This window comes from Bacillus sp. FSL L8-0199 (assembly GCF_038005705.1).
Taxonomy (GTDB): Bacteria; Bacillota; Bacilli; order Bacillales; family Bacillaceae_G; genus Bacillus_A; species Bacillus_A cereus.
In genome coordinates this window covers 57,388-76,513 of the sequence record NZ_JBBOTS010000003.1, presented here as the reverse complement: position 1 = coordinate 76,513, position 19,126 = coordinate 57,388, and the positions used below count along the sequence as shown (strand labels likewise).

Genomic DNA, 19,126 nt, shown 5'->3' with positions numbered 1-19,126 from the left:
GGGCATCCTTAAATTGGCACCAATCTTCTTTTTCTATAGGATATATCTAAAATGAAATGAGAACAAAAAAATTAAAAGAATTGTTCTCATTTATCCGGGAATACTCCTTAAGGAAGACTGACAAGAATGCTAAGGAGTTGTACACGATATGGAAAATGCAATTGGAATTGTATATGATGGGCAATTTTATCAACTTTTACTTCATAAAAGCCCAACTGTTTTTAAAGAAAATATCAGACCAATGGAAGCGCGCTTACCACTACCTTTGATTTTTTCAGATGATCAAAATGGACAGATCGTAAATGTAGCCTATGTTTCTAATAAGCCTGAGGTAGTAGGGAATACCGTAGCATTATCAAGTGAAATGTTAGAGATTTTACATGTTAACAGTACAGAAGAGCCATGCTCTTTCTTACCAGGTACTGTGGGCGGGGCAACCAACGTTCGTTCTTGATATAAAGAACTATTGATTGAATTAAACTGTACGAGAAGGAAGCGAAATCTACATTAAAACATTATGATTAAGCAGATGTTTTTTTAGTAACGTATAATGAATTAACCAATACTATTATATTAAGGCTGCTTTTGTACATTTAGTTGAAATCTCAAAAATCTATATGACAACAGCCTTAATTTAATATTGTTTCATTTTTTGTTTAATTAAGTAGAGTGCGTTGCAAATTCGATTCAAGAGTTTATTTTTTCTCAGTTAATATGAGATAGAATAGTTTCTAAATCAATCATTAAAATTGTATTATTAATATATATTAAAAAATATAAAGGAGATAAAGAATGACAATTAGTATTAAGCAAACTGGACCTACTTGTGGAATTTATGCAATGTTAAATGGTTTATACAACTTAAACAAGATTAAGAGTGTTACTAAGAAACAGACGGATGATGTAGTTTGTAATTTATTAAGTAAAAATGTAATAACAAAAAGAGGAATTGCTATTAATGGTAATACATTTTTAGGGGAATTTTTCGATTTAAATTTGTATAAAATGTTTTTAGTTAATAATTTGGAGATAATCAATCAAGCAACTGGATGTGATGATATAAAATATGATGTAAGTATAAAGAACATAAAACATCTAAATTCTAAAGAGTTAATTACGAAGTTACAACAGAATAAGTGTTTTGTGCTTTTTAGTTTATGTACATATAAACGCCGTACAAAGAATCATATAATTTCTCATTGGGTTTCTATAGTTAGTTATGATAATAAAACTAGCAAATATATTGTAGTAGATAGTCTAAAAGGGAAAATCAAGAAATACTCTTTGGAGCGATTATATGAAGGAAATCACCGGCTGCAAGATGCTCAGTTTCAATGGAGAAATTTTAAAATCGGTAAATTCCAATATTGGGAACACCCTTGGGGATTGCACCCTGTTAAGAAGCGTGTAAAAGAACAATATGATAAGAAAAAGGTGTATTTAAAAGAGGGGATTATTAAGCATGAAGTAGCTCATACATCAGGAGAAATGATAGTGATTGAAAAATTATGAGCGCTTAGAGATTATTCTGGATTGTACAGAAATTGCAACTTCCCCTAGTTGCCCACTTACGATATTATAAAACTTTTCCTCGTAAAAACTAGGGTATTAGTTAATAAGATTACTTTTAAAAAGTAGTATTTAGTCGCAACCACTCCCCATGTGGTAGTAGTTACTGGAAGAGATGTTAGCGCATCTCTTCTTTTATTATATACGTACAGAAACTTTGAAATACCTTTAAAGAAATTATAACAATTGTTAAAACAAAAAAAAGACGCCCGGATTTCGAGTGCCTTTCCTTTTGTTGAAATTCGATAAGATGTTAGTTTTCCAATCTAACATTGATAAGAGTGACAGCTTTGATTTAATTATATTATCAAATTTAATATCTCACCAAAAAATGAAGAATAATAACAATCATTTCTATTCAAATTGTCTTTTTTCTAAACGATCAATCGCTTCTCGTTTCTTTTTATTATTTATATTTGTATAGATACTAGTAACCTCAACAGAAGTGTGACCAAGTTGATCTCGTAGCAATACTAAGTCCTTGTTTTCCTTATAATGATTTGTAGCATACGTATGACGTAGCTTATGTGGACTACGCTTTTCATCGAATGCACTTGAATACTTCTCTACTAAGTTCTGTATAGCGCGTACAGAAAGCTGTGTGTATTTTCCCTGGTACCTAGTTACAAATAGAATATCTTCTTCAGGTGGACACATATATTTCTCTAAACGTACTTTCATGTATTCTTGTACGTCGTCTAAACACGATTTCGTTGCGAGTATTGAAGATTTTTTATTACCTTTACGAGTCACCTTAATGGTTCCCTGTCGAAAGTTAATACTTGAGAGGGTAAGACTAGCTAATTCTGATACTCGAAGCCCAGTGCCTAAAATAAGGCTTATTAATGCTATATCACGTTCTTTGTCACGTAGAAAATAATTGTATTTACGTGTAGAGGTCTCTTTTAGGATCGTTGCATAATCATTTATCAAAAATCGTAAGAATGCTACATCCTCATTATCGTTAAAGATAATATTTGCCACTTCATCAGCTCTTGCTGCAGCATCAACTTTTTCTTTATGTAGTTCAATTTTCTCCATCACGTTACGTGAGAGATAGCTTTTTCCATGCTCATCTTCTGAATTCTGCACTAAATATTTAAAGAGAGATTTTAAGGCAGAAAAGGTTCTATTTATAGCTCTAGTTTCAATTCCTTCACCTTGTAAGTACATGTGAAAGCGATTTACATCATTTAAGGGTAATGTTTGTAATGTTTCAATAGGTATATCAGTTATATTAGTAACCACGTTACCATTTACGACAGCTAATCGCTTAAGAATAATCCATTTAAAGAATTTTTCAAATTCAGTTATATATGCGTATAGAGTAGCAGGGGAGAGAGCAGTCTTCATTTCTAGGTATTCTATGACATACCAGGGCATATTATTTTTATGCTTTTCTACAAGAGCCTTAAAACGTTCTTTTTCTCTATTACTCATGGTGTACACCTCAAATCTTTTAATTAAATGATAATATATACTATTAAAATACTTCATAAATATGTATTAGAAAACAAGAAAGGTATCAATTTTATATTGATACCTTTACTATACATAATTCTATTATAATCGACAATCTTCACGTTAAATACATTTTTAACGAACAGTTGAAGGTGTATTTATTTATTGCAATCGCTGATTATTTCACATGATAAGCGTTTTTGTACTCATCAAGAGTATAAATGGTTTTAATATCTCGGAAGGGGATTGATACATGTCCTTTTAAGTGTGAAAAACAAGTTTCTTCATATCCATACCTTTGATTTTCTAATACTTTGTTTATGATCCAAATCCTTTTTTCTAATTCTTGATCGTCAGATTTAACACTTCCAAAGCTCAAGCAATCAAAATTACTTAAATGTGATTGAAACTTAAGTACATAACAATAATTCTTTTCCTTCCAATCATCGTTAATATCAGGAGCATCTAATAATTCTGATAAATTCTTTAAAAATTCTGGTCGCTCGTGAACTTTACCGAGGTATTTTGTAGCATCGTCAGTTGTAAAAAATGAAGTTATTGGATAGTCTTTAAATAACTTAAAGATAACCCAATCTAGATTATCATATACACTAGTAAATCTTTTACCTATATCAATTATTTTTCCATTGTAGACAATGACTTTCCTTTTAATATCTATCGAAACACCTTTGTTTAATAGATATTTTTGTAAAGGCGTTTCTAAGGTAACAGCTTGTTGCAGATTTACTAGTCCAAACTTTTTAATTGAGTCTAGTTGATCATTTACTGTTGTTACGTGGAGAGAAGTAAGATAAATTTCTTTTTCTAAAACTCTAGCACTATCTATTTTAAAATATTTAAGAAAAGATTCTGCATTAGATTGAATTCCTTTTAAAGCAGTTGCATTAAAAAAATCTAAAATATCCAATTCTTCAATATCGAAATGTGTGCATAAACCTTTTAAATCATACGTAGTGATATCATATAGAACGTTATTATTCATACATTTTCTCCTTAATGTGCATTAATAATAATAAATGCCTTCATCATCTATAAAATTATGAGTTGCGAATTTTTTTCTTTTCCTTTTCTTGTATGTATCTATTAATTTTTGAAGGGGTGTTTTTTGACTTTCACTTTTTTTAAAAGAGCAGACGTTACATATACAATCATTATACTTAAATATATTTAAAGTTAAGCTGTCTCGCTTTAATGTTTTTGCGATGCAAGTCCGATGCTGACCGCTAGCCAATGCTATATGTCCACATTTGTAGTGATCTGCATTAATTAAAGTATTCCTCTCAAACCAATTTTCCTTAATCATGTGAGAAGCAAAGAGTCTACAGTAATCAACTGATCCATCATTGAAATCTTGATTTTTTTCACGTTCTTTTGTTTTTTGATACTGTGCATTAGTTAAATGTAAAGAACAAGTTCCAGTTCGTACTTTAAAACAGTCGTATCTGCTAAATCTAAATGCATACGAGTAATCTTGAGGATTAATTCTAATGTCTTTTTCCAAAAAAATTTCCACCTCTATATATGATTTTAATAGTTTAATTATAACATATACCTTTTCACCATCCAAGTGTTCGTTAAATAAGGATTTAACGTGAAGATGAAATTTGTAGTTGAAGTTTATTTTGTCCCCTCCTGTACTGTAGTGTAGAAAGACATGAAAATGGATACTTTTTAGACAAGAAAGTGGGTACTTTTTTATAAAGGAATTGCTTTAGTTATATATCTACGTGCATTTTTACCATGATTTTCAATAGCAAATCTATTTATTAAAAGCGAACTTTATTTCGGTACAGCTGCGTATAACAATACTATCTAAAATAAAAATACAACACTATTTAATAGTGTTGTATTTTTATTTTAGATAGTAGAATAGGAATACTGGCGAATTAATAAGGAAAAGGTTACTGCATAATATTTCTATAACAGGGTATCAATTAAAGATGCATGCTTTATTCCATAATAGAGCATTTAAATCCTAACTTCTCGATTGTATCTACACTTTCTTATCTGCCAACGAAACATTAGATACAATTATCAATCCATTTCCCTTTTAGGCTCTACCAACATGATGTGGGATTCCTTTTCAGTGAAAGGTTTATGTTCAACGCCTCTCGGGACAATAAACATCTCGCCCTTAGAAATTTTCACCTGTCCATCACGAAAATCGATGAACATCTCCCCTTCAAGCACAATAAATAGCTTATCCGTATTAGGATGCTCATGCCATATAAAATCTCCATTAGCTTTAAAAAGCTGAATTTGATCATCATTCATTTCACCAATCACTTGTGGATACCAAAAATCGTTAATTTTAGATAACTCGTCATTTAGTTTAATAGGTTGGTAATGGATAATAATCCCTCCTCATTTTTAACTTCCACTATATTACAGTAATCTAAGTAAAAAAGTCGTCATTACGCTTAAAAAGAAAATGCTCAGCTCAGAACTTTCATTCAGATAGTACAATGAAGTAATTTCAATGAAAGTTCTTTCAATCCAATGTTTCCTTTAACTCTCCATAAGTATAGAACAGTGGTTTTCAAATAAGAATGGACCCCTGTTGACATTAGTATGGATTATTGATGAACTTCTCGCGATATTTAGTAGGCGAAATGCCAACTCGCTTCTTGAAAACTCTACTAAAATAAAAAGGGTCTGCGATTCCAATAGCTTGCGCAATTTGTTGTACAGGCACACCACTTGTACATAACATTTTTTGAGCCATCTTTATACGATAGTTCAATAAATATTCTGCTGGCCCCATACCTGCATGCTTTCTAAACACGTAAGAAAGACGATTTCGATTTACATTATTTTGTTCTGTAAGCATATTTATTGTAATATCTTTATAATAATATTTATGAACGTAACTAGATATCCGTTCGAATAAAGTATGCGACTCATAGTTGTTATCTCTATTGACAACACTTAATAAAGCTTCATTCAACGCTTCGCGAAACAGCATTTCGGTCTGAAACATTGAAATGCCTCCACGCTGATTATACACATCCCAAAGACGCATAAGTAATTCGACAAGACGGGGAGATTGTCCTGTAAATAATTCAAAATGCTGATGAGTAAAGCCAGAGTCTTCTCGTTCCAAATTGCTTATCCGATATAAAACAAGAATATATTCCCAGTTTATTTCACCAAGCATTCTATGGGCTAATGTCATTTTTGCACCCCCATGTATAACTTTTCCTGGGGAGAGGGTATACGGCGTACCATTAAATTGAAATTGCGTCTTCCCTGCAAGTGGAAATACAAATCCCGGGAAAGAATCTGTAGACTCAGCACAAGGCACACCTGGATTTTTAGCATAACGATATACTCCTTCTACTCGGAAAGGATTATTGGCAAGATACTCTGCTAACTCACTCACGTCCAACTTCACAATGCACGCCTCATTTCAATAATAGTTTTCTTGTAATTCGCGAGATTAATTGGTGTACATTCTGGGCAACGCTAAACTAAAAATAGTACATACGACTTAACAAGATTTGGTTACTAACCTATAAATATATTTTTTTCATTTATTGACAAAAGTATCCTCCCTATATTATTGATAATGATTTTCATTGTAGTTTGATAAAAAAACATTTGTCAAGTTAGATGACCTAGAAAAATGACGAAACAAGGGGTACAGAGGGACGGTTCTGTTGCAAATAATACCTGGTCTTTGTTAACTAATTCCCCTCAAAACTGGAATGATCATGTACACACCGGGTTTCATCAGCCGATTCGAATAATGGTACAGCAGATCAACGAAGCTAAGTCGAACTCTGATCTAATACAACTTAGTAATTCCCCCTATTGCAAATGAAACAAAGTATACAAGAGTTAGCTAATGAGATAGAAGCGTTTGGATATGAAGAACCAAAAGTTTTTTTGCACTACGTCAATCTATTAGTACATACTTAAAATCTCATGGCATAAAAGCATCACCTGATTCTATTCTTATCGTTTCAGGTGCTCTACAAGCTCTAGATCTTATATCTGTAGGTTTATTGAAACCTGAATCGACAGCTTTACTTGAAAGGCCATCTTACCTTTATTTCTTACATGTATTTCAATCTGCCGATATGGATTTTTCAGGATTACCCATAGATAATGAGGGCATAATAACAAAGTCAATTTTAAATCAAACGCAAAAATCTCAGCAAAATATTCTATACACTATTCCATCTTTTCATAATCCTACGGGATTTATTATGTTAGATTCTAGAAGGCCTGAGCTTTTAAAGGTTTGCAAAGAAGAAAGAATCCCCATTATAGAAGATGATATTTATAGAGAATTATGGATTGATAAGGAACCTCCTCTAGTCTTAAAAACAAAAGACATGCATGGTCTGGTTCTTTATCTTGGAAGTCTTTCAAAAAACCTCACTCCAGGATCACGAATTGGATGGATTGTAGGTCCACAATCTGTTATTAATTGTCTAGCTGATATCAAGATGCAATCTGATTACGGATCGAGCACTTTATCCCAACGTGTTGCATTTAAATGGATGAGTAGTGGCTTATAACAATAACATTTATCATAATTTTCAATAGTATTTCATCAATAAATAGAGAATTTTTTTCTGTACAGCTGCGTAGAATGATTCTACCTAAAATAAAAAATAGAGTCTCAAGACTGGGATCTTGAGACTCTATTTTTTATTTTAGACAGGAAACCATAATTTTCTCTAACTCTTCTCTACTTAAATTATCTGCAAGAATTGTAACTTGATAAGTATTATTCTTTCCTTTTGCAGGAACAATCATTCTCATCACTTTAAATTTATCCTTTGTGCTTTCAGATAAAGTTATTTTTGTACTAACTAATTCATAATTAGTTATCTTTTCACTAGTCCCTACTATCCCCTTCAACGACTCTTCTCCTTGATCTCTAACTGCAGATTGATACACCATATATACGGAATCTTCATTTCGATATTCATAAACAATAGTGGGATCCATTTTTTTAATAGCCAATGGTGTTTGAATATCTTCTCCAGTGAATTTATACCCTTTTACTACATACGTTGGTCTCTTAATTTGAAAACCAAGATATTCCTGTGCTTGCTTTTTAGTCAATTTTAAAGACGAATAAATTTTCTGTCTAAATGGTCCAATTTCTTCAACATTTTTCTCATATTTTTTTTGCTCTTCTGGTTCTAATTTTTCAGGGCTTCCTGCTAATTTTACTTTCTTATACAAAATCTGTGATTCTGTTTCTAAATTAATAAATCGCTCAAATTCTTCCTTCGTAAACAGATCCCTCGCCACTCCAAGCTCCGTAAGTAAAGTATTATATTCTCCTTCTGAAACAAAAAATTCTGATTCTGCCTGTTCTTTAGTACCAATCATTTTTTCTACAATTTGCTGTATAGAAATATCAGGTTGTGTTTTTAATTCTTTCATATTATCTTTTACTTCTATTTGTTGTTTCTCAGAATTTTTCGGTATATCAGCACGGGCATTTAATAAGGATACAGATGATACAGCAATAACTGCCACAGCTCCTAGCGCAGACCAGCGATATGATTTTTTTTGGAATTTTTTAATCATTAGAATTCTCCTTTTTAACATTCTTTTGTTTTTACTAAAATTCGCCACACCGGGTACTTGATAATAACCTGAGTAATGTTCCAAAAGACTAATAATAGTATGGCCATATGCAATTTGTTCCTCTGAATCTATACATGTAAGAGCTAATGCATCGCATGCTAGTTCTTGATCTTCCCGCATACATGAGTAGGCATACCAAAGAATAGGATTAAACCAATTTAAAATGAGTAAGCCATGCATTATCCAGTTCACACCAACATCTCTTCGCTTGATGTGAGCTAATTCATGATGAAAAATATACCGTAATTGTTGTTCCTCTAATATTTCCATATGTACTGTTGACAACAGCAACTTGGGCCGAATAAATCCGAACACTGTTGGACTGGAAACCTTTCCAGATACAAGTAGAGGGATATCTCGTTGAACAGACATAGATTGCTTACATTTTTCAAAAATCCGGATAATTTTCTCATCTGTAATATCAGGTTGTTTTTTTATGTAAAGTAGTAAACGCCTGTTCATAATAAATGTAGCAAAGCTTAGAAGAATAACGCCAGTAAGCCAGATGTATATACAGATTGTATAGAATGGAACCGTCCCATCATCCTGCTTTTCATTATTGTGTGTTTGTGTCTTGTTTGCCTGATTAGTTTGTGTTGAACTTGAGGTATAAGTATCTTCTTTTGTAAGAACCTTTGTATCGTCTATACCTTTCAATTCTTGCATACGTTCTTTTGAAGGAAAAATAGCTACAGGGGTTCGGCTAGAAATGAATGCATCATTATTCTTGTAAGTAAGAACAGAATAGATACTATAGGAACTATCTGGCGACCAAGGTAATACAAGTCTTATTATTAATATAATCCATAGCATGTATTGCCAACGTGGAGTTAACTTATTTCTAAACAAAACCTTGATACATAAGATTAGACCCACTAATATGCTCGCCATAATAGTGGTTTCTATCAACCAATCGAAAAAATGAGGCAGATAGACATTAATAAACATTTCTATCATTATGATCTATCCTTCCTCTGGTTTTCCTCAGTCTTCTCATCCAGGATACGTTTAAGTTCGTTAATGTCTTCTGAAGACAGCTTTTCTTCTTTCAGGAAATTTACTAGTAAGGGCTTAAATGCGGCACCATAGAAACGTTTAAGTAAAGATTTCGTTTCTACTTGTAAATAACTATCTTGTGAAACTAAGGGATAATAAGCGTACATACGCCCCTTATCTTGATGGTAAGCAACTGCTTCTTTTTGAACTAATCGATTAATCAGAGTTCGAATCGTTTTGGGTTTCCAATCCATTTTCTTCTCTAACTCTTCAATCACTTCATTTGCCGTTTGTGGAGATTTTAACCACAATACTTTCATTACTTCTAATTCAGCTTCCGAAATTTTAGGTAATTCTTTCATTCGTTTAAATTACACCTCCCGCGGATTACGTTTGTAATCCACAACTGAATATTACACTTGTAATCTCTCTGTGTCAATCTTATTTTATATTTGTGAAATCCTTTCCTATGCCCATTAACATAAGAACGAAGAAATTAACATCGCTCAGATTGCTCCATCTCTTCCTAACTGATAGCTATCTCTCTCATTTATACAGTGTTACAAGATTTTTCTTCTAGTGGAATGTATTCCGCCTCTTTTAGCTGATGAAAAGGACGTAATTGTACACTGTATATCGTGTTTCCCGCTGCTCTCATTCCCGAGAAAAAATAAATTTCTCCTTCTATTTCGTAGGCAGGACGTATGATTAGCCCTTTTTGACTTTCATATTGGACATGGCCACTTTCAACGATCCCTTCATTTAACAAGGCATCTCGAGCATTTGTATAGTCATTTCGAAAATCGGTATGAATTGTTCTATAAGACATTGTATCCCTCCAGCGGTTTGATGAGTTGCGTTTAGCTGTGTGCAGCCAGGTGTTTGGCATCTATTTTGAATGACATGTACGTTTAAATTCGATGTAGGAAAACATAATTCCTAGTTTGTTCCTGTTCTTTTATGGAAAAGTAACATTTGTCATATTGTGTTTATAGAATCAAAAAAGAGTAACACCCTTTCTCAGGTACTACTCTATCTTTGTGTTATTGTATATACGGTTTAATATCCGAGTATGCCGACAATTTGAGTTGCTTTGTTGTTACGAATTGAATAATAAATTTCTAAGCCTTTACGTTCAGCTTTTAGTACTTTGCCCTTCATTTTCGATAAATGTTGTGAAACAGATGATTGGGGTATCTCTAAAATTTTTGTTAGTTGGGAAACATTAAAAGTATTATGTTTACTTAGTTCGTTTATAATACGTAAACGAATTGGATGCGCCATTATTTTCAAAATTTCAACATCTTCTTCTGTAATATTAGTTTTTTTTGATTCTAGAACCGTGATTGTCATCGTTATTCTCCTTTATTATTTTCTTATGAAAAGTTATTTACCCTAGTATCCTATGTTTGATTTTATATTTTATATATTTTAATAGATAAAAATTAAAGTAACATTAATAAACTCTATAGTTATTATATAACGCATTTTGTATTCGAGTGTGAAGTTCATCTGGAGTTTACGTGATTTTTATATATTCTAATGTGCAATTAAATAAATTCACATCTGATATCTAATGTTTCAAAATTGTAAATAATAATAGATAGGCTCAGTCATAAATGAAGGAATTTTCTACAATTCTATTACATATACTTACGTTCATACACTATAAAATTAATTACTATTTTCACGTCTTTCTATAAATGTGAGTTGTAGCATACATCTGTCACAATTTGAGCCATAACTTTACCCTTTTGGCAAGATTATGTTTCAAGTAACAAAGAACAAGAAAATGAATACTAAATGTTACAGGTAATATAAAAAGATTATAAGACCAATACTCTTCAAACAAATTAACCAGCTCCTCAAATTCAAGAACTGGTTAATTTGTGTTTAAGTATTTCATTAAATAATAAATATATATAAATTATAAAATTTATTATACACTTGAAACAATACATATAGAGTTACCTACCAAATCGTATCTTCCAAAGCAATTAGGTATTATAAAGTGGTCTCCTTTCTTAAAGAAATAGTGCTCACCTTCTTTAATTAGCTCACCTTCCCCCTTTACTACACTAACAAGAAGGAAAGTTTTTTGTTGTTCCAAACGAACTGATCCATCTAACTCCCATTTTTTAACTGAAAAATATGGACATTTGATAAAGTTAGTTATACTCAAATCATCTACTTTTTCATGTTTAACCGTTAACTGATTCGATTTAAAGGGAGCTTCTATTACATCAATACTCTTTTCAAGATGCAGATCACGTAAATTCCCATCAGAATCTCTTCTATCATAATCATACAATCTATAGGTTGTATCAGAGTTTTGTTGTGTTTCTAATACTAAAATCCCTTTACCAATTGCATGGACAGTTCCACTCGGCACATAGAAGAAATCTCCAGGTTTCACCTTCACACGATGTAACAGTTGGTTCCACTCTTTTTGTTCAATCATAGACATTAATTCTTCTTTTGTTTTCGCATGATGCCCATATATAATTTCTGCGTCTTTAGTGGAATCGATTACATACCAGCACTCTGTTTTTCCTAGTTCTCCATTCTCATGCACGCTAGCATATTCATTATTAGGATGAACTTGAACAGATAGATCTTGATTGGCATCCAAAATTTTTGTAAGAAGAGGGAAACGCTCCCCCTCCATATTTCCAAATAAATCTCGATGGTTATCCCACAGTTCACCCAAGGATAGCCCTTTATACTTTCCGTTCTTAACAATACTTTGTCCATGTTGATGCGCTGCAAAAGCCCAACACTCACCAGTTTGATTTGATGGAATTTCATATCCAAAAGAAGTTAGATGTGTCCCACCCCAAATTCTTTCTTTAAAAACAGGTACAAAAAATAATGGCTCCGTCATAATTATAATCCTCCGTTCTATATAATTTCACCTAGTAGCTTGTATGCTTCTTCTTTTGTTTGGACGGATAATAACCGCTCTCTATAACTGTCATCCATTAGTTTTCGAGAAAGCATTTGAAGGATTTTCAAATGTTGATTTCCCTCATTTTCTTTTGGTACTGCAATCATAAATATTAATTTTGCTTCCGTTCCATCAAGACTCTTCCAATCTATCCCTGATTGTTTAATTCCAAATACCACGCTCGGTTTCCTAACAGCATCTGATTTTCCATGCGGAATAGCAATGTTTACACCAATCCCTGTAGTACTTTCTTGTTCACGATTCATAATAGCTTGTTTAAATTCTGTCACTGAATGCAATGCACCTACCTGCTTTAACTTTTGAATCATTTCATCAATGATGTCATCTCGTGTTTCTCCTTTTAAGTCCGTTTCAATTAATTCTAAACTTGTAATATCTGTTAATTTTTTAATTTCTACCTTGTCTACTTGTTCGCCTCTTACTTGAGTCTCTCGTTCCAGTTGTTGCACTTCTATTGTTGCTGATACTTCTTTTATTTGTTCATTTTCTTGTTTTTCTAACTTTGAAACGTCTTTTTTCAATACATTTACTACAACAGCTGTCACAATAGAGCCTACAATTACAGCTACAAAAAACATAAACACATTATCTACTGCCCCTAACACTGCAACAATCGGACCACCATGTGCCACTCTGTCTCCTACATGACCGATCATCGCAATCACAGCACCTGTCATTGAACCCGCCATTATACTTGGAATAACACGAAGTGGATCTTGGGCTGCGAAAGGAATTGCACCTTCCGTAATACCGAAGAGCCCCATTGTAAATGATGCTTTACCCATTTCTCTCTCTGAATCTTGAAATTTCCCCTTACTTATAAAAGTAGCTAGTCCCATACCAATTGGTGGGATACATATTGCCGCAGCTATTGGACCCATAATTTCATAGTTTCCTTCTCCAATCATTGCTGAACCAAATAAGAATGCTACTTTATTGACTGGACCACCCATATCAAATGAAATCATTGCACCTAAAATTAATGCTAATAGAATTGAACTTGACCCTTGCATACCTGCTAACCAAGCTGTTAATGATACGAAAACTTGTGCGACAGGGGCACCAATAATAAATACAAATGCTAAACCTACAATAAGGGAAGCAAATACCGGAATAATAATAATCGGCATAATTGGTTGAATCGCTTTTGGAACTTTTAATTTTTTAATTCCTAATGCTATGTAACCAGCTAAGAAACCAGCTATAATTCCACCGAGAAAACCAGCACCACTTTCACTTCCGTAAAAGCTTCCTGTTGCTGCAATATATCCACCAATCATTCCAGGAACAAGTCCAGGTTTATCCGCTATACTATATGCAATATATCCAGCAAGTATTGGCACCATGAACGTAAATGATGCACCACCAATTTGTTCAATGGTTTTCCAAAAAGAACCCTCTGGAATCACTAGCCCCCCAGGAGTTTTTTCTCCCCCAAGTGTTAAGGCAATAGCAATTAATAATCCTCCAACTACGATGAATGGGACCATAAAAGATACACCATTCATTAAATGACGATATATCGGATTTTGCTTTTTTTCCTGTTGGTTACTTTCTACTTTTTTTGACTGTGAATGATAAATAGATACATCCCCGCTGATTACTTTCTCAATTAATTCTCCTGGTTTACGAATACCATCCTGTACTCCAACAACCAACAATTTTTTTCCTACAAATCTATCTTTATTTACGACTCTATCCGCAGCTATAATAATGCCGTCCGCCTCGCGAATATCTTGTTCAGTTAACTCATTTTCTACCCCTATTCCACCTTGGGTTTCAACTTTCATTTGGACTCCTAATTTATCCGCTGTTTTTTGTAAATTTTCAGCTGCCATATAGGTATGGGCAATCCCATTTGGACATGATGTAACCGCTAACAATTTCATTCTTAATCCTCCTCACACTTTTTACTAAGCGCCTACATTTACTATAAATTAATATTAAGACGTCAAAAGTTTCATTTTTTACCGTAACTCCCGGAAAATAAATCTTTTACCTAAGCAAATAACAGTTATTTGGGTCTCTACTTTTCGGTTAAGTATGTAAAAAGGACAAAAATTTCATTACGTTTGTTTCTTTCGTAAGTTTTTGAATAAAGGATGGTTGCTCACTTATAAAGGATAGTTCCTGAAACAATTGTTTCGTTACCTCTTGTCCATCACTTTTAACTGCTAGCATAAATACAAGTGATACCTTCTCTGCTCCCCAATCAACTGGTTCTTTTAATGTAGCGATTGCAATTACTGATTCTTGAATAAATTTCGGATTTCCATGAGGAATTGCAATTCCTCCCCCAATTGTTGTTGCTGACATTTTTTCTCTTATAATTGCATTTTCTGCATACTCTTTATCTACATAACCCTTACTATGCAAAGCATATGCTAATTTTTCAATTAACTCATATGGATGTTGTATATCCTGTTGTAAAAACACTAAAAATGGAGATGTATAATTGAGCATAACAAAGTCTTTTTGTTCTTTATAACTTGGCTCATCACAATTTTGTATAAATTCTCCTAGCTTCTTTTCTTCCGGTCCTTCTAATAATGGGGATACTACTATATAAGGAATGTTTAATCTTGAAAGAGTAGTAGTTGAAATAACAAGATCTACATCACGATGTTTCAAAATATAATCTTGTAAATCAGCTTTTGAAATACAGTCCATCACATGGATATGACGGAATTTACGCTCAATTTTTGTACGTAACAATTGCGACATGCCAATTCCCATATGACAAACAATAATTACATTTTTAGATTTCCCCTGGTAATCTAATCGTTCAACAGATGCTTCAAAGTGTAGAGTAAGATAAGCCGCTTCTTCTTCTGGAATATATATAGTTAGAGATTCATTTATTTCTTCTAATACTTGTATCAATATATTAAACGCATAGGGATACATTCTTTTTATATCGTGTAACATTGGATTCGAGACAGAAAGGTCATAGTTTAGACGATTCAATGCGGTATATAGATGAATAGTTAACCCTTCAATTAAAATATCGTCTTTACTGAAATCAATTCCATACAACTTCGACATACGTTTAACTAATTGCTGTATAACCATAGAAAGCATTGGATTACTTTCAGTGAGTGTGCTATCCTGCATTGGTTTATCTTGATAACGGATTTTCCCACCTAAAATATGAGCTGTTAAATATGTAACTTCCTCCTCTGTAAAATGAACAGAAAAAACACATTCCAGCTGTTTTAAAAATTCCAATGTCCATATATATTCTTTTGTTTCTTTCAGTATTTTAATTTCCTTTTCGGCATTTAAAATAGGTTGCTTAAGCTTCATTCTCCGTACCATAAGCAACGTATGCACTAATAAACTTTCAAATGTATCATCTGTAAAAAACAATGCATTTCGTTTTTGTAACGCTTTCAATTCATTCGTAACAAATTCAACCTCATGATATTGAAATTGCTCTTTAATAAATTGATTCGTAAGATCAGAATTACCAATCAAATCTGATAATCTAGCCAATGCTCTTCTTTTTTTCTTTTCATTTCCATCAATAATAAGTCCAACTCGCTGTTTTGAGACAATGGTTAAATCAAAATGATGTAACCATACTTCAATTCTATCTAGATCTTTTTTTATAGTAGTTCGACTTACAAAATGTTGGGATGCCATTTCCTGTGCAGTAACTGCCTTAACATTCATTAATAAGTTGTATGCAATTTGTAGAATTCTTTCTTCATCTGATTCATACTTTGTGCGATTATTAATACAATAAAGTTTGTTAAACAAGTCCACCTTTTCATATTCCTCAATCTCTAAGTACACACCTAGTCCCGGTTTCCTAACAAGAATCGCACTTGAATAATTCGCAAGTTGCTCCTCAATTATTTTAAAGTCATTACGAATTGTTTTTTCAGAGCAATTCACCTTATCCGCAAGGTCTTGTACTAATGAATAGTCGTTAGATTCAGATAATAGCAGAAATAAAATTTCTTTTTGTCTTGTATTCATAAATTTCACCTATCTCTTATATCTTTCTATGTTATATGCATTACTTTACAAGATACTTTTACCCTCTCTTATAACTAGTACTTTCGATTATCTATAATCAATTTCAAATTTTAACTAGCTTACGTTAAAAAATCTTATTTAGAATTAATTACTTTTCTCGCAGCATCTAAGAAGATAATTAATTCCAATATACAGTATAGTAGCCCCATTAAAAGTTTAATTTATTACCGAGGCTCCGGAAAAGCTGCTTTATTTCTGTAACGAAATAAAATTAGTTAAAACTAGCAGTGAGAGCGATAATCTAAAATAGATTATCGCTTTTTTGTTAAAATTCTATAAATCAACGGGCGGAATAATTCATTTATTATAATGACACAAATTTTGATAGCAAAGTACTTGCACTATGCATACCTCATCCTTTTTTGCTTAAATACATAAAACTCATATAACGCTAACTATTTTAATTAACGAAGATTGTAGTAATAACGAAACTCTTTAATAAAATAAAATCGAAAAAACATTCAATTTTTACCTTTAATAATAAAATCCTATATTAGTAGTTTTTTTATCTACATAATTAATTTTAATCTCGCTTCTAGAACTTCCCTATCCGATTGTGATTTTGAAATTATAAGACATGTATCATTCCCACAAATACATCCTACTTTTTCTTTCCAGTCTAAAGAGTCTAATAACACACCTATAACATGCGCATTACCCGGTAAAGTTTTAATGATGGTTAATTGATTTATATAATCAATCTTTACGACAACTTCCCTCAATTTTTTCTTTAACATCATATCAGTTTGTATACTATCTCCTGTGAAGTTTTTATATATAGTTAAACCATTTGAAGAAACTGTCTTTATTATATTTAATTCGCGAATATCTCGCGAAATAGTGGCTTGTGTTACAATTGTCCCCTTTTTTGCTAACAGCTCTACTAACTTTTCTTGTGTATCTATTTCATGCTCTCTCACTGCTTGTTTAATTAGCCTTTGTCTTTTCTCTTTTCTCATAAAAGACGCCCCTTATATCGTTATACTTTTATTATATCTTCCTATAAATTTTATTCGAAAGAGGCAAAGGAGAATGTTGCGGAAACGTTCATAGTTTTGAGTACTTTACGCCCCTATAGGAGCACACCACACATCCATCAACTTAAGGATGTGGACTGCTTTTTATGAATCTCGATAAAAAAAGAAATATCTTTATTCGCTTAAGAGCTATATTGATATATAAGTACTAACCTTCGATTACCAATCCTATCCATTGCAATAAAATATGATAGGTTGTAACATCTACCAGTATTTAATTAACGAACATTGTTTAAATCATTTCAACTAATATTTAAGAGGAGCATACAATGAATAAAATAAAAAGGTTACTAAAACGTAAAACGACTTGGATAATTCTTATCCTATTCGTATTTGTTTATGTAAATAACAGTTCTTTTTTTGCTGAGAGGGCCGATAGGACTCCTCTTCTTCTTGCTCACCGAGGGCTTTCGCAAACATTTAGCATGGAAGGGATTGAGGGTGATACATGTACAGCTGAACGTATAAATAAACCTGAATATCCTTATTTAGAAAATACAATTCCATCTATGGAAGCGGCATTTAAAGCTGGAGCTGATCTAGTAGAGTTTGATGTTCAACCAACTAAAGATAATAATTTTGTTATTTTTCATGACTGGACTCTTGATTGTCGTACAAATGGTAAAGGTGTTACAAGAGATTTTACAACAAAAGAATTACAAGCACTTGATATTGGTTATGGTTATACAGCTGATGGTGGTAAAACATTCCCATTTCGTGGTCAAGGGATTAATCTTATGCCAACACTTGAGGAAGTACTTAACCATTTTCCAGATCGCTCTTTTCTTATTCATATTAAAAGTGATGATGAAAATGAAGGAATCCAATTGGCTGCTTACCTTAAGAAACTACCAGCAAAACGTCTTGAGCAACTAACTGTATATGGTGGCGATAAACCAATTGCTGCGATAAAAGAGCGCATCCCTAGTTTACGATCAATGTCTAAAGCAACCATGAAAAAGGATCTTCTTACTTATATTGCGTTAGGGTGGACTGGCTACATGCCTTCAAGCCTAACGCATGGGGAGTTACATATACCAGACAAAGTAGCTCCTTGGCTTTGGGGATGGCCAAATCGTTTTCTTAATCGAATGGATAAAGCTGATACTCGAGTTATCGTTGTAGGAGGAAATGGATTTGGATTTTCAAGTGGATTTGACTCGCTTGAAGATATAAAACGTCTTCCTGACGATTATACAGGTGGAATTTGGACAAACCGCATTGATAAAATAGCACCTGTATTTCAAAAATAAAAGATGATATAACAATCAAAGTTTTTTCATATGTTTAACTATTTATATTTTAAAAGAAGACTTATTAATAATATTGAAGTTTTATACACCGATAAACACCGCTGATGACCTCTATTATTTATAGGAAATCAGCGGTGTTTTTTGGATGAATGTAACTCACTGTA

16 protein-coding genes and 1 pseudogene are annotated in these 19,126 nt (G+C 32.6%); 4 read left to right on the top strand and 13 right to left on the bottom strand.

The genetic code is table 11. The features are described from left to right. Positions 1 to 148: 148 nt before the first annotated feature. Together NST86_RS30770 and NST86_RS30765 are read left to right on the top strand one after the other, a co-directional pair. On the top strand, positions 149 to 454 hold the full coding sequence (locus tag NST86_RS30770; protein ID WP_086391779.1) for a hypothetical protein: 306 nt from the start codon (positions 149 to 151) through the stop codon (positions 452 to 454). A gap of 338 nt (positions 455 to 792) precedes the next feature. Next, on the top strand, positions 793 to 1,512 hold the full coding sequence (locus tag NST86_RS30765; protein WP_098617334.1) for a hypothetical protein: 720 nt from the start codon (positions 793 to 795) through the stop codon (positions 1,510 to 1,512). Positions 1,513 to 1,923: 411 nt separating this feature from the next. Here the strand turns inward: NST86_RS30765 and xerS are convergent, their stop codons facing one another. The 5 genes from xerS to NST86_RS30740 all read right to left on the bottom strand — a co-directional run bounded on the left by xerS (position 1,924) and on the right by NST86_RS30740 (position 6,445). Next, entirely contained in the window at positions 1,924 to 3,009 is a 1,086-nt protein-coding gene (gene xerS / locus NST86_RS30760) for a tyrosine recombinase XerS (protein WP_097797132.1), read from the bottom strand. A 199-nt stretch (positions 3,010 to 3,208) separates the two neighbouring features. After that, complete coding sequence (locus NST86_RS30755; protein ID WP_086391782.1) at positions 3,209 to 4,033, bottom strand: hypothetical protein; 825 nt, start codon at positions 4,031 to 4,033, stop codon at positions 3,209 to 3,211. Between the two features lie 21 nt (positions 4,034 to 4,054). Continuing rightward, a complete protein-coding gene (locus NST86_RS30750) occupies positions 4,055 to 4,552 on the bottom strand; it encodes a hypothetical protein (protein WP_240854503.1) in 498 nt (165 codons plus the stop codon). Positions 4,553 to 5,085: 533 nt separating this feature from the next. Beyond that, on the bottom strand, positions 5,086 to 5,325 hold the full coding sequence (locus NST86_RS30745) for a cupin domain-containing protein (RefSeq protein ID WP_000997182.1): 240 nt from the start codon (positions 5,323 to 5,325) through the stop codon (positions 5,086 to 5,088). 292 nt (positions 5,326 to 5,617) lie between these two features. Then, positions 5,618 to 6,445, bottom strand: a complete 828-nt coding sequence (locus tag NST86_RS30740) for a helix-turn-helix transcriptional regulator (protein ID WP_098617335.1) — start codon at positions 6,443 to 6,445, stop codon at positions 5,618 to 5,620. A 264-nt stretch (positions 6,446 to 6,709) separates the two neighbouring features. Between NST86_RS30740 and NST86_RS30735 the strand changes: the two are divergent. After that, positions 6,710 to 7,571: pseudogene (locus NST86_RS30735) on the top strand (aminotransferase-like domain-containing protein); the annotation flags it as partial. Positions 7,572 to 7,710: 139 nt separating this feature from the next. On the opposite strand, the gene NST86_RS30730 reads toward NST86_RS30735, so the two are convergent. From NST86_RS30730 to NST86_RS30695, 8 genes are all read right to left on the bottom strand, one after another. Next, complete coding sequence (locus NST86_RS30730; protein ID WP_086392982.1) at positions 7,711 to 9,621, bottom strand: M56 family metallopeptidase; 1,911 nt, start codon at positions 9,619 to 9,621, stop codon at positions 7,711 to 7,713. After that, the gene (locus NST86_RS30725) at positions 9,621 to 10,022 is read right to left on the bottom strand and encodes a BlaI/MecI/CopY family transcriptional regulator (protein ID WP_071714048.1); all 402 of its coding nucleotides are present in this window, start codon (positions 10,020 to 10,022) and stop codon (positions 9,621 to 9,623) included. The genes NST86_RS30730 and NST86_RS30725 overlap by 1 nt, the downstream gene beginning before the upstream one ends. A 188-nt stretch (positions 10,023 to 10,210) precedes the next feature. Next, complete coding sequence (locus NST86_RS30720) at positions 10,211 to 10,489, bottom strand: hypothetical protein (RefSeq protein WP_071714049.1); 279 nt, start codon at positions 10,487 to 10,489, stop codon at positions 10,211 to 10,213. Positions 10,490 to 10,719: 230 nt separating this feature from the next. Continuing rightward, a complete protein-coding gene (locus NST86_RS30715; RefSeq protein ID WP_086392981.1) occupies positions 10,720 to 11,013 on the bottom strand; it encodes an ArsR/SmtB family transcription factor in 294 nt (97 codons plus the stop codon). A gap of 586 nt (positions 11,014 to 11,599) precedes the next feature. Beyond that, the gene (gene manA, locus NST86_RS30710) at positions 11,600 to 12,544 is read right to left on the bottom strand and encodes a mannose-6-phosphate isomerase, class I (RefSeq protein WP_086392980.1); all 945 of its coding nucleotides are present in this window, start codon (positions 12,542 to 12,544) and stop codon (positions 11,600 to 11,602) included. Between the two features lie 17 nt (positions 12,545 to 12,561). After that, positions 12,562 to 14,517 carry a PTS fructose transporter subunit IIABC gene (locus NST86_RS30705; protein ID WP_086423647.1) on the bottom strand — a complete coding sequence of 652 codons (1,956 nt, stop codon included), beginning with the start codon at positions 14,515 to 14,517 and terminating at the stop codon, positions 12,562 to 12,564. A 148-nt stretch (positions 14,518 to 14,665) separates the two neighbouring features. Continuing rightward, positions 14,666 to 16,612: a BglG family transcription antiterminator gene (locus tag NST86_RS30700; RefSeq protein WP_086392978.1), complete on the bottom strand. Its 1,947-nt coding sequence runs from the start codon at positions 16,610 to 16,612 to the stop codon at positions 14,666 to 14,668. A 569-nt stretch (positions 16,613 to 17,181) separates the two neighbouring features. Further along, a complete protein-coding gene (locus tag NST86_RS30695; protein ID WP_086392977.1) occupies positions 17,182 to 17,631 on the bottom strand; it encodes an arginine repressor in 450 nt (149 codons plus the stop codon). Positions 17,632 to 17,978: 347 nt separating this feature from the next. Between NST86_RS30695 and NST86_RS30690 the strand changes: the two genes are divergently transcribed. Next, a complete protein-coding gene (locus tag NST86_RS30690) occupies positions 17,979 to 18,962 on the top strand; it encodes a glycerophosphodiester phosphodiesterase family protein (RefSeq protein ID WP_086392976.1) in 984 nt (327 codons plus the stop codon). Positions 18,963 to 19,126 lie beyond the last annotated feature (164 nt).

What these genes read in the sequence shown, in the direction of transcription:
- NST86_RS30770 (WP_086391779.1), top strand. Translation starts at nt 149, where the DNA reads ATGGAAAATGCAATTGGAATTGTATATGATGGGCAATTTTATCAACTT.
- NST86_RS30765 (WP_098617334.1), top strand. Translation starts at nt 793, where the DNA reads ATGACAATTAGTATTAAGCAAACTGGACCTACTTGTGGAATTTATGCA.
- xerS (WP_097797132.1), bottom strand. Translation starts at nt 3,009, where the DNA reads ATGAGTAATAGAGAAAAAGAACGTTTTAAGGCTCTTGTAGAAAAGCAT.
- NST86_RS30755 (WP_086391782.1), bottom strand. Translation starts at nt 4,033, where the DNA reads ATGAATAATAACGTTCTATATGATATCACTACGTATGATTTAAAAGGT.
- NST86_RS30745 (WP_000997182.1), bottom strand. Translation starts at nt 5,325, where the DNA reads ATGAATGATGATCAAATTCAGCTTTTTAAAGCTAATGGAGATTTTATA.
- NST86_RS30730 (WP_086392982.1), bottom strand. Translation starts at nt 9,621, where the DNA reads ATGATAGAAATGTTTATTAATGTCTATCTGCCTCATTTTTTCGATTGG.
- NST86_RS30725 (WP_071714048.1), bottom strand. Translation starts at nt 10,022, where the DNA reads ATGAAAGAATTACCTAAAATTTCGGAAGCTGAATTAGAAGTAATGAAA.
- NST86_RS30720 (WP_071714049.1), bottom strand. Translation starts at nt 10,489, where the DNA reads ATGTCTTATAGAACAATTCATACCGATTTTCGAAATGACTATACAAAT.
- NST86_RS30715 (WP_086392981.1), bottom strand. Translation starts at nt 11,013, where the DNA reads ATGACAATCACGGTTCTAGAATCAAAAAAAACTAATATTACAGAAGAA.
- manA (WP_086392980.1), bottom strand. Translation starts at nt 12,544, where the DNA reads ATGACGGAGCCATTATTTTTTGTACCTGTTTTTAAAGAAAGAATTTGG.
- NST86_RS30705 (WP_086423647.1), bottom strand. Translation starts at nt 14,517, where the DNA reads ATGAAATTGTTAGCGGTTACATCATGTCCAAATGGGATTGCCCATACC.
- NST86_RS30700 (WP_086392978.1), bottom strand. Translation starts at nt 16,612, where the DNA reads ATGAATACAAGACAAAAAGAAATTTTATTTCTGCTATTATCTGAATCT.
- NST86_RS30695 (WP_086392977.1), bottom strand. Translation starts at nt 17,631, where the DNA reads ATGAGAAAAGAGAAAAGACAAAGGCTAATTAAACAAGCAGTGAGAGAG.
- NST86_RS30690 (WP_086392976.1), top strand. Translation starts at nt 17,979, where the DNA reads ATGAATAAAATAAAAAGGTTACTAAAACGTAAAACGACTTGGATAATT.